The 16,503-nt window shown below is 42.1% G+C and carries 12 protein-coding genes; all 12 read right to left on the bottom strand.

Features of this window, described 5'->3' with window-relative positions; all coding sequences use genetic code 11:
* Positions 1-33: 33 nt before the first annotated feature.
* Positions 34-384 (bottom strand): 30S ribosome-binding factor RbfA, encoded by a 351-nt coding sequence (gene rbfA / locus MKX52_RS07920; RefSeq protein WP_007499525.1) that lies wholly within the window; start codon positions 382-384, stop codon positions 34-36.
* 17 nt (positions 385-401) lie between these two features.
* Complete coding sequence (locus tag MKX52_RS07915; protein WP_012009994.1) at positions 402-680, bottom strand: DUF503 domain-containing protein; 279 nt, start codon at positions 678-680, stop codon at positions 402-404.
* Entirely contained in the window at positions 677-2,797 is a 2,121-nt protein-coding gene (infB, locus tag MKX52_RS07910) for a translation initiation factor IF-2 (protein WP_216886797.1), read from the bottom strand. The genes MKX52_RS07915 and infB overlap by 4 nt, the downstream gene beginning before the upstream one ends.
* Positions 2,798-2,816: 19 nt before the next feature.
* Positions 2,817-3,119, bottom strand: coding sequence for a YlxQ family RNA-binding protein (locus MKX52_RS07905; RefSeq protein WP_012009992.1), 303 nt, complete (start codon positions 3,117-3,119; stop codon positions 2,817-2,819).
* Positions 3,106-3,396: a YlxR family protein gene (locus MKX52_RS07900; protein WP_041815520.1), complete on the bottom strand. Its 291-nt coding sequence runs from the start codon at positions 3,394-3,396 to the stop codon at positions 3,106-3,108. Before MKX52_RS07900 ends, MKX52_RS07905 begins: the two co-directional genes overlap by 14 nt.
* 15 nt (positions 3,397-3,411) lie before the next feature.
* On the bottom strand, positions 3,412-4,527 hold the full coding sequence (gene nusA / locus MKX52_RS07895) for a transcription termination factor NusA (RefSeq protein ID WP_007499530.1): 1,116 nt from the start codon (positions 4,525-4,527) through the stop codon (positions 3,412-3,414).
* Between the two features lie 32 nt (positions 4,528-4,559).
* Positions 4,560-5,033: a ribosome maturation factor RimP gene (rimP, locus tag MKX52_RS07890; RefSeq protein ID WP_003211398.1), complete on the bottom strand. Its 474-nt coding sequence runs from the start codon at positions 5,031-5,033 to the stop codon at positions 4,560-4,562.
* 238 nt (positions 5,034-5,271) lie between these two features.
* On the bottom strand, positions 5,272-6,405 hold the full coding sequence (locus MKX52_RS07885) for a cellulase family glycosylhydrolase (protein WP_342491757.1): 1,134 nt from the start codon (positions 6,403-6,405) through the stop codon (positions 5,272-5,274).
* Positions 6,406-6,423: 18 nt separating this feature from the next.
* Positions 6,424-7,653 carry an endo-1,4-beta-xylanase gene (locus tag MKX52_RS07880; protein ID WP_342491756.1) on the bottom strand — a complete coding sequence of 410 codons (1,230 nt, stop codon included), beginning with the start codon at positions 7,651-7,653 and terminating at the stop codon, positions 6,424-6,426.
* Between the two features lie 84 nt (positions 7,654-7,737).
* Entirely contained in the window at positions 7,738-9,843 is a 2,106-nt protein-coding gene (locus tag MKX52_RS07875) for a glycoside hydrolase family 48 protein (protein ID WP_216886795.1), read from the bottom strand.
* Between the two features lie 29 nt (positions 9,844-9,872).
* Positions 9,873-11,723: a glycoside hydrolase family 9 protein gene (locus MKX52_RS07870; protein WP_342491755.1), complete on the bottom strand. Its 1,851-nt coding sequence runs from the start codon at positions 11,721-11,723 to the stop codon at positions 9,873-9,875.
* Between the two features lie 419 nt (positions 11,724-12,142).
* Entirely contained in the window at positions 12,143-16,396 is a 4,254-nt protein-coding gene (locus MKX52_RS07865) for a PolC-type DNA polymerase III (RefSeq protein WP_251183697.1), read from the bottom strand.
* Between the last annotated feature and the right edge of the window lie 107 nt (positions 16,397-16,503).

Here is a 16,503-nt window from a genome sequence, read left to right as displayed (position 1 = left end):
CAGACGATCATCGCCTATCCTTATTTCAACGTCTTATTCGTGATCTTTTGTGTTTAGTTCCGCAATTAGGCTTTCAATTCGGTTTCCGTAATCCACGGATTCATCGAATTCAAAGTGCAGTTCTGGTGTTTTGCGAAGTCTAATTCGATTGCCAATTTCAGAACGGATATACCCTTTAGCCTTTGCAAGACCTTTTAAGGTTTCCTCTCTTTTCTTCTCGTCACCGAGAACAGAAATGTACACTTTCGCAATTTGCAAATCACCGGATACTTCGACATCGGTTACAGTCAAAAAGCCGATTCTTGGATCTTTTAGCTTTCTGCCTAGGATGTCGCCTAATTCTTTTTTCATCTGCTCACCCACGCGGGTTGCTCTCATACTCATGATCATATCACCTCTAATTAAAACCACTCAGTTTTCGTGATCGTTCGTTCAATTTCAGGAAAAGAATCAATAAAGCTTAAAACACGCTGCAATTCCTTTTCCACTTGAACCCGAGATGAGGAAATCACGGCGATTCCAATTGATGTACGCTGCCATGTGTCCTGGTAATCCATTTCAGCCATGGTTACATTGAATTTATGGCGCGTTCTTGTCAATATACGCTGAAGAACCGCACGTTTTTCCTTCAGTGAGGAGGCATCATAAATGATGCACTCACATTCGGTATAACCGATCATTTTCTTTCGATTTCTTGCATAACGAATGATTCCATGACATCACCTTCACGGATATCGTTGTACTTCTTAATGGTAATACCACATTCATAGCCTTGTGAAACTTCTTTCACGTCATCTTTGAATCGTTTTAATACGTCGACTTCGCCTTCAAAAATAACGACGCCGTCACGGATTAAGCGGATACCACTATCTCTTGTGATGGTTCCTTCAGTGACATAACCACCAGCAATTGTACCAATTTTAGATACTTTGAACGTTTGACGAACTTCAACTTGACCGATGACTTTTTCTTCATATTCAGGGTCAAGCATTCCTTTCATCGCTGCTTCAATTTCATCGATGACTTTATAAATAATGCGGTGTAAGCGGATATCTACGTTTTCTGTTTCAGCTGTGCTCTTCGCATTTCCATCAGGACGTACGTTAAATCCGATCACGATCGCATTAGAAGCACTTGCTAAAATAATATCAGATTCTGTAATCGCTCCAACACCCGTATGGATGATTTTCACTTTTACGCCTTCTACTTCAATTTTTTGAAGAGCGGCCGTCAGTGCTTCAGCAGAACCTTGTACGTCTGCTTTCACGATCAAGTTGATATCCTTCACTTCACCTTGTTTGATTTGCTCAAATAGGTCATCTAGAGATAATTTTGCTTTGTCTGAACGCTGTTCATCAAGCTGTTTCGAAGCACGCGCCTCACCTACTTGACGAGCTGTTTTTTCATCTTTGAATACGAGGAACTGATCCCCTGCATTCGGTACATCATTTAAACCAGTGATTTCAACAGGTGTAGATGGTCCTGCTGTTTTCACGCGGCGTCCGATGTCATTGACCATTGCACGTACACGGCCAAATGTATTTCCGACAACGATTGGGTCACCTACTTGAAGTGTACCAGTTTGAACAAGAAGGGTTGCAACAGATCCTCTTCCTTTATCAAGCTCAGCCTCGATAACAGTTCCTTTTGCCGCACGATTTGGGTTGGCTTTCAGTTCTCCTACTTCGCTGACAAGAAGGATCATTTCGATCAATTCGTCAATGCCTTCACCTGTTTTTGCAGATAGAGGAACGAAGATCGTTTCGCCGCCCCAAGCTTCTGGTACTAGACCATGCTCAGTTAATTCCTGCATCACACGATCAGGGTTCGCTGTTGGTTTGTCAATTTTGTTGACAGCGACAATGATTGGCACTTCTGCTGCTTTTGCATGGTTAATGGCTTCAACCGTTTGCGGCATAACGCCATCATCTGCTGCAACGACTAGAATGGTCGTATCCGTCACCTCGGCACCACGTGCACGCATCGTTGTAAATGCTGCGTGTCCAGGTGTATCAAGGAACGTGATTTTCTTGCCATTATCTTCAATTTGGTATGCACCGATATGCTGCGTGATTCCACCAGCTTCACCTTCAACAACTTTCGTCTTACGAATGCTGTCAAGAAGCGTTGTTTTCCCGTGGTCAACGTGTCCCATGATCGTCACAACTGGAGGGCGTACTTGCATATCTTCTTCTTTATCTTCAACTTCATACTTTTCAAGTTCAGTTTCTTCTAAAATAATGACTTCCTCTACTGGAACGCCATATTCAGAAGCGATTAATTCAACTGTATCTTTATCCAGCTCTTGGTTAATGGTTGCCATAACACCAAGCATCATCAGCTTTTTGATAATTTCAGCTGTTTCTTTTCCAAGCTCTTCAGCCAGCTGTCCGACTGTCATTGAATTAGTAAATTCAATTTTTTCAGGAAGCTCTTTTTTAGGTTTTACAGGTCTAGCTTGTTGATGCTGCGATTTGTTATTCCCACCGCGTTTATTTTTGTTTTTGTTTTGGTTGTTGTTTTTTTTGTTTTTATTAAATTGATTATTCTGCACGTCATTCTTCTTTCTATCATTGATTTTGTTAGATGATTGTTTTTTTTGTTCTGCGGGTTTCTCGTTAGTTGTCTCTTTTGCTTTGGCTTTTTTATAGATAGCGTCTAGCTTTTTCACAGTGTCGTCTTCAAGCGTCGCCATGTGGTTGTTCACTTCCACGTTCATATCCTTAAGCGCTGCTATAATATCTTTACTTGAAACATCTATGGCTTTTGCGTATTCATATACTCTCACTTTAGCCATTCGTTCACCCCCAAATAAATTAATCGAGCAAGCTTATAAGCTTCTTAGCGAAGCCTTGGTCAGTGACAGCGACAACTACGCGAGCTTCTTTCCCAATAGAACGTCCGAGAACGGAACGGTCTTCAACTTTTCTAACCGGAACATTATAAAATTTGCATTTGTCAGATACCTTTTTCTCTGTATTCGATGAGGCATCTGCTGCAAGAAGAACCAGCTTAGCACGCGCATGTCTAATTTCTTTGATCACAAGATCTTCTCCTGACACGACTTTACGAGCTCGATTTGCTAGACCAAGCAAAGGATACCATTCAGATTGATTCATTTGGTTTTTTCACCTTTTCAGCTAGTTCTAGTAATTCTTCAAATATGTGTTCGTCAATCTGTGTCTGAAATTGCTGCTGTAAACTGCGTTTGTTCTTTGCCGCAAGAATGGTTTCTTTATCGAGAGAAAGGTAAGCTCCGCGTCCGTTCTTTTTTCCGGTTGCGTCAACAGACACTTCACCTTCTTTAGAACGAACAACACGGATCAGTTCTTTCTTTGGTTTCATTTCTCCCGTCACGACACATTTTCTAAGCGGGATTTTTTTTCGGCTATTCACCTTTTACATCACCTCTTATTCGTCAGATTCCTCAGCTACTGGTTCAGCCTCTAAGAAAAGAGATTCAGAGTCTTCAGTTCTTGGGAAAATACCGAGTTCCCTTGCATCTGTTTCGCTTTTAATGTCAATTTTCCAGCTAGTCAGCTTTGCTGCAAGACGAGCATTTTGACCTCTTTTACCAATGGCTAATGACAGCTGATAATCAGGGACAATCACTGTTGTCGCCTTATCTTCTTCATTGACAATCACATCAAGTACTTTTGATGGACTTAATGCATTGGCAACAAATTCAACCGGGTCATTAGACCAATGGACAATGTCAATTTTTTCGCCTTTTAGCTCGTTGACAATTGCTTGTACACGCTGACCTTTTGGTCCAACACAAGAACCTACTGGATCAACATCAGGATCATCCGTGCGAACAGAGATTTTAGAACGGTCCCCAGCTTCTCTAGCAACCGATTTAAGCTCTACAGTACCATCATAAATTTCTGGCACTTCAATTTCAAATAAACGCTTTAAAAGTCCTGGATGTGTTCTAGACACATAAATTTGTGGTCCTTTTGTTGTTTTTTCGACTTTTGTAATAAACACCTTAATGCGGTCATGTGGTTTGTAGTCCTCATTTGGCATTTGTTCGTTGACCGGAAGAAGGGCTTCGATTTTGCCAAGTGACACGTAAATGAATTTACTGTCAATTCGCTGAACGATTCCCGTCATAATGTCTTCCTCGCGATCGATAAACTCAGTGTAGATCACACCTCGCTCTGCTTCTCTCACTCGCTGCGTCACGACTTGTTTCGCCGTCTGAGCTGCAATACGTCCGAAATCTTTTGGCGTGACTTCAATTTCAACGACGTCACCTACCATGTAATTCGGGTTTATATTGGCTGCATCATCTACAGAGATTTCAAGGCGAGAATCATACACTTCATCTACAACATCTTTTCTTGCGAATACGCGAATTGTTCCCGTTTCGCGGTTTAAATCAACACGAACATTTTGCGCTTGATTAAAGTTACGCTTATATGCAGAAATGAGTGCAGCTTCTATCGCTTCAATAATAATTTCTTTACTAATACCCTTCTCTTTCTCGAGAACAGTCAGGGCATCTAACAACTCACTACTCATTTTTATGGTTCCCCCTTATATCAATGAAAAGGTTAATTGAACGAAACTGCTAATCTTGCGTTAGCTATTTTTTCGTATGGAATATTGATCTCTTTCTTTCTTGTCTTGATCTTCACTGTCACTGTTGCAATCTCACCATCAAAGCTTGTAAGCTCACCTTCAAATGCTTTTTCACCATCAATTGGTTCATATGTTTTCATGAAAACATTTTTTCCAAGTGCTTTTTCAAAATCAGCTTTTTTCTTTAATGGGCGCTCCGCTCCAGGAGAGGACACTTCAAGAAAGTAGTTTTGGCTAATCGGATCTGCCTCATCAAGCTTTTCGCTCAAGGCTTCGCTCACTTTGGCACATTCTTCGATATCGACGCCTTTATCAGAGTCAATAAACACGCGAAGGAACCAGTTTTGACCCTCTTTGACAAATTCAACATCAACGAGTTCAAGCTGTAAGCCATCTAAAATTGGCTGCACCATTTCGCTTACGACATCCACTACTTTTTTGCTCATTCTCTTCCTCCTTGTGCTTTCGATAAACGCTCTTATCAATCATTCTGCATAAAAACCCTGCTTTATGTGAGCAGGGGGAGCAGAAAACGGATGAATAATGTCGAGACAAAAATTGCCTGTTCAATACAAAAGAGCGGGTTTCCCCACTCTTGTCTCGGTAATCGTTAGCATTTCCATAAAAACTATACCATATCCAATTTTTTTATGCAAATGAACTTCCTTATTCAGCAGGCATTCGTCATCGATTCTTTTCGTTCATTCTTTTCGCATGTTCACTAATAAGTACCGCCTCTCTACTCCCTTTTATGATGCGAAAACCGTCATAATCGGGATAGAGCGAATCATCGTCCTGAATGCTTGTTAAAATCCAAAATTGACTACCAGCCCCTCCAAGCCGCTCAACCGCTGACAGCCAGCTTTGGTACACGTCAGGACGTGCTGATTGATGTTGATAGCCAAACTCTTCTAACACAACTGGTTTTCCGATTGTCTTCCCGCGGGTAATATGGTCTTCGATCCATTTCACTCCCCAAGCAGCAGACTTGTTCCAGTGATCTGGGTATAGGTGATAGGTTCCATAGTCGATATGAGAGAGAGCCGTCAAACGGTCCCAATCAACGCCCTCCCCTCCTCTGTAAAACCAATCTTCATGTCCTGGTATGCGAAAAAAACCTTCATCTCCTACTGCAACAAGGTGGTGACGATCCAGCGATTTGATCCATGTACTCATTTCATCTGCCCAATTGACTAGTATATGACCCGTTGGATCTGACTGCACACGCGGCTCATTGGCTAATTCCCAAGTCATAATAGCTGGATCATCCTTATATTGAACACCAGTGTACGTATTCGTTCTTTCTAAAACATAGCGCACATAGTTTTTGTAAGCTTGTTGAATACGAGGGTCTGTATAAAAGGCATCATGTGATCCTGCTTTGAACCACTTTACGTATTGATTCATTCCGCCAAAGTCATCCCAATTGTTCACTAGTGGGATGACAAGCTTTATTCCTTCCTGTCCCGCTTTATAAATCGCATAATCTAGCTTTTGAAAACCTGATTCTTCATAGACCCCTGGACTAGATTGTAAGACGGAGTTTTCTTGAGGGGCTCCGTCGTGAAATCCCCAAATACGTATGACCTTTAAATTCATGGCTTTCATATCATCGAACACCGCATCTACCATCTTTTTAGATTTGTAATGGAAATAGTAATTATTTGTACCAGCAAAGTAAAATGGTTGATTGTTCAGCGTAAATTGTGTACCAGATGTCTGCACAAAAGCGGCGGCTTTAATCGCAAGTGAAAACCAACCTGCCCATACAGCGACCACAAGTATGAAGCAGGACACTCTTTGAGTCCACTTTTTCATTTACATTCTCCTCACAATCTATCCTTCCTCAGGTACAATCACATCGAGCCGAAGCGGTGTTTGTTCTTTTGAATCAAGTTCAATTGTCTGTTGTTTCAACAGTTTATTTTCTTTACCGATTCGAATCTCATATGTCCCGTGAAATGCTCGACATGTCACATGGCCATTAGCATCTGTTTTTTCAACTCTTTGTGTCGTCCACTCATTTAGAAGCTTTTCGTAACGTCTTCCTGCTTCATTTAAAGACCAATCGTAATTTACGATGGCCGCATGCTCCCCTCTCCAATGGGCACCTGCCCAAAATCCCCACATTAGCACTCCTTTTACGGCTGGATGACTAAATGCGACGCGATATAGAGCCTCTAGGTTATCCGCTCTTCTATGAGCGTCAGGATGAACAGAGTCGTACTCAGTGACCCATATAGGAAGCCCAAGCTCAGCAAGTACATCGAGCCTTTCTTTTACAACGGCTGGATCGACCCTTTCTTCAAAATGGCCTTGAACACCAATGGCCTCGATAGGTGCACCTAACTGACGAAGTTCATTAATATGCGCTTTATAAGCATGGTGCTCACCATATGAAATCACATTATAATCATTTACAAACAATTGTGCTTGAGGGTCAATTTTTTTCGTTTCTTCATACATCCATTTCCAAATACTTTTCCCAAATCGATCTTTAAAAAATGAACCATGCATCATTTCATTGTTTACATCCCAATGACGGAATCTTCCTTTAAAATGATTGCCCGCATGCTCAAGCCGTTTTTTCATGGCTTCATACACTTCGTGATTCGGTAGCGACCTCAGCCAGCTTGGATTCGCATCCTCCACCTCCCAAAATAAAGCGTGCCCCCTTACTGGAAGTTGGTGTTTATCTGCAAAATTCAGCATCGCATCTGCTTTTTCGTAGGTGATTCTCCCTCTTTCCGGCTCATTCGCATACCATTTTGCCTCATTTTCAAAAACAGCCCAGTTAAAATGCTTCACAAAAAAATCAGCATATTGTTGATTAAATAACACTTGGTCATTCATCGCTGAACCAAATGCAAATTCATGCCTGATTTGCTTCAACTCAACCTCTATTCCTGCTATTGGCTTTTTATCGTGATTTGTGACGTTTATTTCAAGATCTCTTTGTCTATGCTCTAAGATTCGTTCATCCGCCTCTTTTTTCCACTTCAGATTGATCTGCGCATTTTTGTCCTTCTTTGATGATTGATGAAGAAAGCTTCTTTCTTTGACCATGTAAACAAGCCCTTCTCTTCACTGGATTTATATTTCTTAAACAAACTGCCGGCTCAAAGTAACCGGCAGCTTAAATTTGATCTGTTAGTTGATCAGACGATGATATTCTGCGTAGGCAGTGGCCATATCCACTTGAGACCAGAAACGGTGATAGGTGAAAACCGGTGCCCCGTTCTCCCATTTGCCTGTTGCTTCATTAAATGAAGACTGATATTTACTCTCGAGTGAAGACCATGCTGGATCTTGTTTAATGTTCGGACGAAGATCAGCAAAACTCGTATAGACCCCATTTCCTCCTCGCTGCGGATCAGAAGGAATAGTGCTTGAGCCAGGAATCTGATTCCCTTGACCAAATGTCCCGTTCCAACCATTTGGGAAATACACTTCTTTTTTAAAGAAACGGTCATAGTCCTCTCTTTCTTCTTCTGTTACAATGCCCACGCCATCATTGTAATTCCACGCAACCTCAAGGAGCTGTGCGGCAGCATCTTTCGCTCTGACACCAAGCGCTGTATAATTCCCTGTTTCTAGCTTAGTGGCGGCAGCAAAGAAAGTGAGAGCCTTGACTAAACTCCCTAGTACGCCTGTATCCTGAGTTGGATCTTTTGTAACAGCTGTTAAGTTTGGATTTCCTGTTGCAGACTGGAAGCCATTCCAGGAGTCAGGCTGTCCGCTCCAAGCAATATTTCCTGGAAGCCAAAACTCGCCTGGTGCACTCGTTGTAGCCACAGCAGCATTTGTTCCCCCTAGAATTCTTCGTCCTTGGTCATCTAGGAAATAACCCTCTTCATCTGACACAGGACGGCTGCCGATAAAAATGTAATCGAGTGCATAGTTCACCCATTTTGTGATGCAAGATTTAGCCATTTGGACATTTTCAGAAGTTTTGTCTCCATCTTTCACAAAAATATAATAAAGCTCTGCTACACGTTCCATCGGCCATGCCTGCATCCCAAACCAGTTATTAGAAGGCGGATCATGGTAAACAGGTGCATCCTCGTATGCCATATCGTAAAAAGTACTTCTTCCTGCCGGATAAGCACTATAGTCTCCATTCCAGCTATTGGTTGCGCCACCTGCTATCGCGCCCTCTTTTGATTGAAGCCATACATAAAATTCAAGCTGCCTTTTTAATGTTTTTTCCCAATCGCTTGCACCGGTAGCGGAAGATGGCTTTAAACCACCTTTGTCTGAAGACAAAGCATAAGCGGCGACAGGATTTTGATACCCTTGGTGACAATGGCTCGCTCCGATACGCCATGACCAGTTTGCATAATCGCCAAGTCCTCCGCCCCAAGAGGTATACCATGCCATTAAGTAATGACAGGCACCCTTTCCGTTTCCAGGGTACGGATTCCCTTGCTTACCGCTTCCAATCGTTTGAAAATACTTATCGTACATACCGTAACGGAGAAAATCACCCATTTTTTTCGCTTTATCAAGATAGGTTGAATTATTGTAGCCGAGTTCCTTTGCCCAATAGATCGCTTGTATTGCACGCGCATCAGCATCCGTTGCATTCGTATAGCGCCACTGAGCAGCTGGTACTTGGTTTTCTTTTGTGAACAAGCTCATAAAGCCTTCATTTGGCTTCCCAAACGATTTATCATCTTGGGATGGATGCGGGATCGCCTCCCATACAGATTCCTGCGGCCCGCGCTGGAACGTGTTCACATATGCGGCTTTATGTGATGGATTGAGCAAGTTCCCATATTTATACCAGTTATCGACATCAAGCAGCCAGTGCATTAAATACGTTTCATTTGTTCCATAGGTTGATTTCAATTCACCATCAATCGGATCTTGACCAGCAGGACGAGCTCCGCTCAGCTGACTAGGATATTGATCCGGATATGGTTTTTCTGCTGCGTAGGTGGCTGGACTAGAAGGGTTGTAGGCGCTCATATGTGGCTGTTCATCATTCCCATCTTCATTTACCGGGATGATGTATTTCTCCATATTGTCCCAGGCTGCCTCTAATTTGCTCCAATCTCCTGTGTAATGTCCGTACAACACCTCTAGCCACAGCCAATAACTATATGCTTCTGACGTTGTCATATGCCCATAATCAGGCGCTTCGCAAATAAGTGTCTCAATTGAATGATACGGAATTCCTTCTGGTGAAAAATATCCATTCGCATCACTTTTAATTTGATGATAAAGCGTTAAAAACCGTTCTTTGTTTGACAAACCCTTCACCCTTTCAATAAATCTTGATTTTATTTGTCTGGAAGTGTACCAAATACTAAAGAACCATCATCAAAAACAGGTATTCTCGGTGTTTTTTGCATATTGGATGTTAAGCCTTGAAAGGAATAATCATTTGAGGCATCCCATATATTCGATCCATTTGGTGCAGATAATCGAAATTGTATTTCCTTCTTATGCTCTGATTCTCCTCCAGGAAAAATCACTACGCCCGTAAAATCAATTTCTGCATAATACACGTGGGCTGAAGCGTCATATACCTTGAGCGAAGATAAGGAAGCGCCTTCATTGTAGGCGGCTGTCACTTGAATATCTTTTTCAGTGAATCCCTTTGCAAAGACCTCACTCAGATTGACGTAATATCTAAAGGAGAGCGTTTGACTACGTCTAGCCGGCCATCCGGACCGGTTGTATAAAACCGCCTTTACTTGAGTAGATGTAGCATCGTTATTCATCACGGCTGCCTCTACAAAAAACTCATCTTCTGGTTGTTCTTTAGGCGGAAAATCGGGCAGCTTTGATTGCCCTTTTCCAAACAGCTGCACCATTTTAGCTATATTTCCAGTAAAAGCAGCATTATAATCCGTCGCCACCTCGTTTGAAACATAATTAGAGATGTCATCGTCATATTGATCCTGTGCATTAGGTCCGCCAACGAGCGCACCATAAAGAGTGTGACGATGATTCGAAGGATTTGTCAGCTGGTTAGACCATGAGCCGTGTGCCGTTCGGTGGTGTGGGTGCTTTGGCGGGTTCTGGCCAAACCCAACGACATAGCTTCTCTTTAGTGGATTATCGCCAAGCATATAGTGAGTTTGGTTGATCGCAAACGTTTGGTAACGATTCTTTTTTTCTTCATCTGACACCCAGTCAGCGTAAACAAAGGCTAAAAATGCTGCATTTGCTGTATAACGAAGTGAGCCCCATTGATCTAGCCATGCCAAACCGCCAGGCGTATACGTGATTCTTTCAACTTTTCCATTTTGTACAAAACCCGTCGTCCAGTAATCGAGATTGCGTTCTGTCGATTCTATAAATCGATTCTCTTTCGTGATCCTGGCGAGTAAGATTTGCGAAGCAAAAAAAGTATTGTCCCACGACATGGTAAACGTATAATCCCAATCCTTTGGCCATTCCTCTACTGCTTTTAGTGCTTGATTTAAATAGGTTTCTTCATTTGTTGCCAAATGCAGCCAGATTCCGCCCCAAATGAGTTCATCAATATAGCCGCTCCATGAGTTGTAAAACGGCTGAGCGTTTGTGACACAATCTGTATACTCACCGCGATACCTGTCAGCAAATGCATAAAGCTGTTTCGCGTGCGTCAGAAGCTTTGCTGCATAAGGGGCATCTGTCTCTTTAAAAATGATAGAACCCGCTGCTAAAGCTGCCGCAGTTTGTGCAGCCACTTCTGTTCCAGGGCAATTTTCATCAATTTTAAAAGCTGGCCGGCTCATCGGCATCACTTCTGCCGGTCCCCACCAAGCATGATCAGCATTCCCATCACCTACCTGCGCCCAAAACTCGTTCGGACCTGTATGAGCTTTCAAAAAATAATCTGTTGCCCACTTGATCTGATCTAAGATGTCATCAAGCAGTCCTGCCTCTTCATAGGCTTCTCGGTATTCATATACTGTCCAAGCAAGCACAGCCGCTGAGTACGCCATTGGAAGACCAAACTTCACATGATCACCTGCGTCATACCAGCCGCCAGTTAAGTCATGCCCTACATCCTTCCCATCCTCTAGTCCAGAATCTCCCCGCCAGTTGAGACGGTTGCTTTGAGGTAGCTTTCCAGACCGCTGTGCTTCATAAAACAGCAAAGATTTCTGAAGAACCTCTACATAGTTATAAGATGCCATTTCCGTATAACTCACCCCTTCTTTTTAGTCAAACATGAATAGACAAGCCACCTCCTTTTATTCAGAACGTGATTTGAACAGCTTTGAAAAGAATCAAATATGTTTCAAAAATAAGCATAGTAAACAGCAATCAGCTTTGCGCTCATCGAAGTTTTTTTCTCTTGATTCTTTCTGTGACTGTACCCAGAATGATCATATGTCGCATGAGAACATTTCAGACGGCGAAATTCTCTTTTTTGCTCTATTTGGGTAGAAAGAATGACATACAATCTCTTCTCTTAAAACATCACGCTAAATCAAGATATATGAGTGAATTAGAAAATGATTCCAATTGGTGGAAAATCTTTATTAGTTAACATAATAATATTATTGTATATATAAAAAGAACGCCCCATTAAGGGCGCTCTTCATTGATCGTATTAAAACAAAGAAAGCTGGTTTTGATCAGGAAGTGCTTCTAAGCAGCCTTGACGATCTAAATATTCTAGGATCGTTTTCGACACTTTTCCGCGTTTTTGTAAATCTTCTTTTGAAAGGAATTCCCCATCTTGACGTGCGCGTACAATATTTAACGCAACGTTCGTTCCGAGTCCAGGGATTGAGTTGAACGGCGGAATCAATCCGTCACCATCAATGATAAACTCTGTTGCACTTGATCGGTAGAGATCCACTTTTTTGAAATGGTAGCCTCTTTCACACATTTCAAGAGCAAGCTCTAGTACAGTTAATAGGTTTTTTTCTTTCGGTGATGCATCTAAACCTTTTGAGTTAATATCGTCCATCACTGCTCGAATCGCATTCGATCCTTTTGTCATTGTTTCAATATCAAAGTCATCTGCACGAACGGTAAAGTAAGCCGCGTAGTATAAAAGTGCATGATGCACCTTAAAGTAAGCAATACGTACAGCCATTAATACGTAAGCCGCTGCGTGGGCCTTAGGGAACATGTATTTGATCTTTTTACAAGAATCAATATACCAGTTCGGTACATTATTATTCTTCATTTCTTCTTCCCATTCAGGAGGAAGTCCTTTTCCTTTACGAACAGACTCCATGATTTTAAAGGCAAGTGACGGCTCTAAACCCTGATAGATGAGATAGACCATAATATCGTCACGGCACCCAATCACTTCACTTAGTTCACACGTTTTATTGTGGATGAGCTCTTGCGCGTTGCCGAGCCATACATCCGTCCCGTGTGATAATCCAGAGATCTGAACGAGCTCTGAGAAGGTTGTTGGTTTTGTATCCTCAAGCATTTGCCGAACAAACCTTGTCCCAAACTCCGGAATACCGAGTGTACCTGTTTTACAGCCAATTTGCTCTTCTGTTACACCAAGAGGCTCTGTTCCTTGGAAAATCTTCATCACTTCAGGATCATCTGTTGGAATCGTTTTTGGATCTATTCCGCTTAAATCCTGAAGCATACGAATAACCGTAGGATCATCGTGCCCTAGTATATCAAGTTTGAGCAAGTTGTCATGGATGGAGTGGAAATCAAAATGCGTCGTTTTCCAATCAGAACCTGTCGCATCTGCTGGAAATTGAATAGGTGAAAAATCGTAAATGTCCATATAATCCGGCACTACAATAATACCGCCTGGATGCTGACCCGTTGTCCGTTTTACCCCTGTACAGCCTTGTACAAGCCGGTCGATTTCTGCGCCCCTCATATGAAGATTATGATCTCCAGCATAGCCTTTCACGTAACCATATGCTGTTTTTTCTGCAACAGTACCAATCGTACCTGCTCGGTATACGTACTCTTCACCAAACAGCTCTTTTGTATAATTATGAGCTATCGGCTGATATTCACCTGAAAAGTTCAAGTCGATATCAGGGACTTTGTCTCCTTTAAAACCTAAGAACGTTTCAAACGGAATATCATGTCCGTCTTTTTTGTACGGCGTGCCACATTCCGAGCAGTCTTTGTCAGGAAGGTCAAAGCCTGAACCAACAGATCCGTCGTTAAAGAATTCGGAATGCTTACAGCTTGGACATACATAATGCGGCGCAAGCGGGTTCACTTCGGTAATCTCTGTTAAAGTGGCAACAAGTGATGAGCCGACAGATCCCCTTGAACCAACAAGATATCCGTCATCAAGTGATTTCTTTACAAGCTTATGAGAAATTAAGTAAATAACGGCGAATCCATGACCGATAATACTTTTTAATTCTTTCTCAATACGGTCTTCTACGATTTTCGGCAAGTCATCTCCGTAGATGCTGCGCGCCATTTGATAACTCATTTCCCGTATTTCTTCATCTGCACCTTCAATTTTTGGTGTGTACAGATCATCTTTGATTGGTTTAATGCTTTCGACCATCTCAGAAACTTTTTTCGTATTCGTCACGACGATCTCTTTAGCTTTTTCCTCTCCTAGAAAGGAGAATGCTTCAAGCATTTCATCTGTCGTTCTAAAATGAACTTTTGGCAGTTCATGACGATTCAGCGGATTCGCTCCACCTTGCGATGAAATTAAGATTTTACGATAAATTTTGTCTTCTGGATGCAGATAATGCACATTTCCTGTTGCCACGACTGGTTTATTCAGCTTTTCACCAAGCTTCACAATGTTTGTGATGATTTCTTTTAACGCACGTTCATCTCGAACAAGCTCCAGCTGCAGCAGATGCTGATACACTTCTGGCGGATGAACTTCTAAATAGTCGTAAAATGCGGCAATGTCTTCTACCTCATCAGGTGATTTTTGCATCATTCCTTCAAACACTTCACCCTTATCACAGGCAGACCCGATAATTAAACCTTCTCGATATTTCTCAAGCTGGGAGCGCGGAATGCGCGGCACTCGGTAGAAATAATGAATATGAGATAGAGAAACAAGCTTGAATAAATTTTTCAGCCCCGTCTCATTTTGTGCGATCAGAATGGCATGGTAAGGACGTGAGCGCTGGTACGCGTTTGACTGACCCATGTTTTCATTTAATTGATCGTGATAAGCAATATCTTTTTCAGCCGCATCTTTTAGCATTTTTAGCATGAGGTAGCCTGTCGCCTCTGCATCGTAAATGGCGCGGTGATGCTGCGTCAGTTCTATATCGAACTTTTTACAAAGTGTGTTCAGCCGGTGATTCTTAAATTCTGGGTATAGGAATCGGCCAAGTTCAAGTGTATCAATCACCGGGTTTGACGCTTTATCTGTTTTTAACAGGCGTTTGTACGCTGTATTTAAAAAGCCCATATCAAAGCTTGCATTGTGCGCAACAAGGATATCTTGTCCAATCCATTCTTTGAAATCCCGTACGACATCGACGACATCTGGCGCATCTCTGACCATATCATCCGTGATACCTGTTAATTCGATCGTTGTCGCTGATAATGGGTGATGAGGATTTGCAAAAGCCTCGAAACGGTCAATGATTTCTCCGCCTTTTATTTTCACTGCTGCCAGCTCAATGATCGTGTCATAAACAGCTGAAAGTCCAGTTGTCTCGACGTCAAATACGACATACGTTGCATCCTCTAACAAACGGTGCTCTGGATTATAGGCAATAGGAACTCCGTCGTCAACCAAGTTGATTTCCACACCATACATCATTTTGATGTCATGCTTTCTACTTGCTGCATACGCATCTGGGAAGGATTGTACAACCGCATGATCCGTTAGGGCAATTGCTTCATGTCCCCATTTTTTTGCTTGTTCCACCAGCCTGCCAATGCCAGTAACAGCATCCATTTGGCTCATTGGGGAATGCAAATGAAGCTCGACACGCTTTTCACCCTCAGGTGCCGTATCCTCTTTCAACTGAGGTTTCATTTCATTGACGTCATTGGCAATCATGACAAGGTCTCTAACAAACGTATCGTTTTGAATGCTTCCTCTTGCTTTGACCCACATGCCTTTTTTCAATGATTTCATCAGCTGGGCATCTTCTTTTTCTCTTGCAAACATTTTGATTAAAATACTGTTTGTATAATCAGTAATTTTAAAGATACAAAGCGTTCTGCCGCTTTTCAGCTCACGTGTTTCTGCATCGAATACGTAGCCCTGGACGGTAATTCTTCTTTCCTCGTCCATAATACTATCAAGCGTACGAATTTCTTCATTGTCTTTAATTTGATAGCCAATCATGAGAGGGCCAGACGGACCTTCCTCCTGCTCCTCACTTTCCTTCTTCTCCATCTCAGTGAGGGCTTGCATTGCTCTTTCTTGATCTTCAGCAAGCTTTTGTTCTCTAAACTTCTGAATCTCTTGATCTGATACAAAAATTTCTGTATCAAATTGCAATTCTGGAAAGCCTACTTGTTTAAAAGCAGCCTGTAGCATTGGACTGTACTTCTTCTTGATGGCCAAAGCTTCTGTTTCGCTTTTCGTTTTGATGATGATTTTATGTCCAGACAGCGATGGTTTTTGCTGCTGAAGCAAGCTGATAATTGGAGGAGAAATTCCTTGAAGCTCTTCCACACAATGTGACCAATACGATTGAACGAGCTCTTCCGAGATGCTCGGATCATTGACTTCAATCGTACAAGTAACTTGTGCAATATGAGAAAATGCATTTGTCAGCCTGCTGAGAAACATTGCATATACTTTGTAAGGCAGAAGCGCCTTAAATTTAAAAAGGAAATGCCACGTTTTCGCCAACTTATGCACCGTCAATTTGACGATTTCTCCTTCTTCAAAGTAACGACTGAGGTCATCATCTGTCATTTGAATCTGATTGAGTAATATATGAAATTGCCGCCGTGTGATCGGTAATTGTTCATCCAAGACAGGACCCTCCTTTTGTCAATCAGAAAGGTACCTCTTTTCTATAG

The organism is Bacillus sp. FSL R5-0422 (assembly GCF_038610765.1).
GTDB lineage: Bacteria > Bacillota > Bacilli > Bacillales > Bacillaceae > Bacillus > Bacillus pumilus_O.
This window is presented reverse-complemented; position numbering and strand designations above follow the sequence as displayed.

What these genes read in the sequence shown, in the direction of transcription:
- MKX52_RS07915 (WP_012009994.1), bottom strand. Translation starts at nt 680, where the DNA reads ATGATCGGTTATACCGAATGTGAGTGCATCATTTATGATGCCTCCTCA.
- MKX52_RS07880 (WP_342491756.1), bottom strand. Translation starts at nt 7,653, where the DNA reads ATGGTCAAAGAAAGAAGCTTTCTTCATCAATCATCAAAGAAGGACAAA.
- MKX52_RS07870 (WP_342491755.1), bottom strand. Translation starts at nt 11,723, where the DNA reads ATGGCATCTTATAACTATGTAGAGGTTCTTCAGAAATCTTTGCTGTTT.
- rimP (WP_003211398.1), bottom strand. Translation starts at nt 5,033, where the DNA reads ATGAGCAAAAAAGTAGTGGATGTCGTAAGCGAAATGGTGCAGCCAATT.
- MKX52_RS07905 (WP_012009992.1), bottom strand. Translation starts at nt 3,119, where the DNA reads ATGAATCAATCTGAATGGTATCCTTTGCTTGGTCTAGCAAATCGAGCT.
- MKX52_RS07885 (WP_342491757.1), bottom strand. Translation starts at nt 6,405, where the DNA reads ATGAAAAAGTGGACTCAAAGAGTGTCCTGCTTCATACTTGTGGTCGCT.
- infB (WP_216886797.1), bottom strand. Translation starts at nt 2,797, where the DNA reads ATGGCTAAAGTGAGAGTATATGAATACGCAAAAGCCATAGATGTTTCA.
- rbfA (WP_007499525.1), bottom strand. Translation starts at nt 384, where the DNA reads ATGAGTATGAGAGCAACCCGCGTGGGTGAGCAGATGAAAAAAGAATTA.
- MKX52_RS07865 (WP_251183697.1), bottom strand. Translation starts at nt 16,396, where the DNA reads ATGACAGATGATGACCTCAGTCGTTACTTTGAAGAAGGAGAAATCGTC.
- nusA (WP_007499530.1), bottom strand. Translation starts at nt 4,527, where the DNA reads ATGAGTAGTGAGTTGTTAGATGCCCTGACTGTTCTCGAGAAAGAGAAG.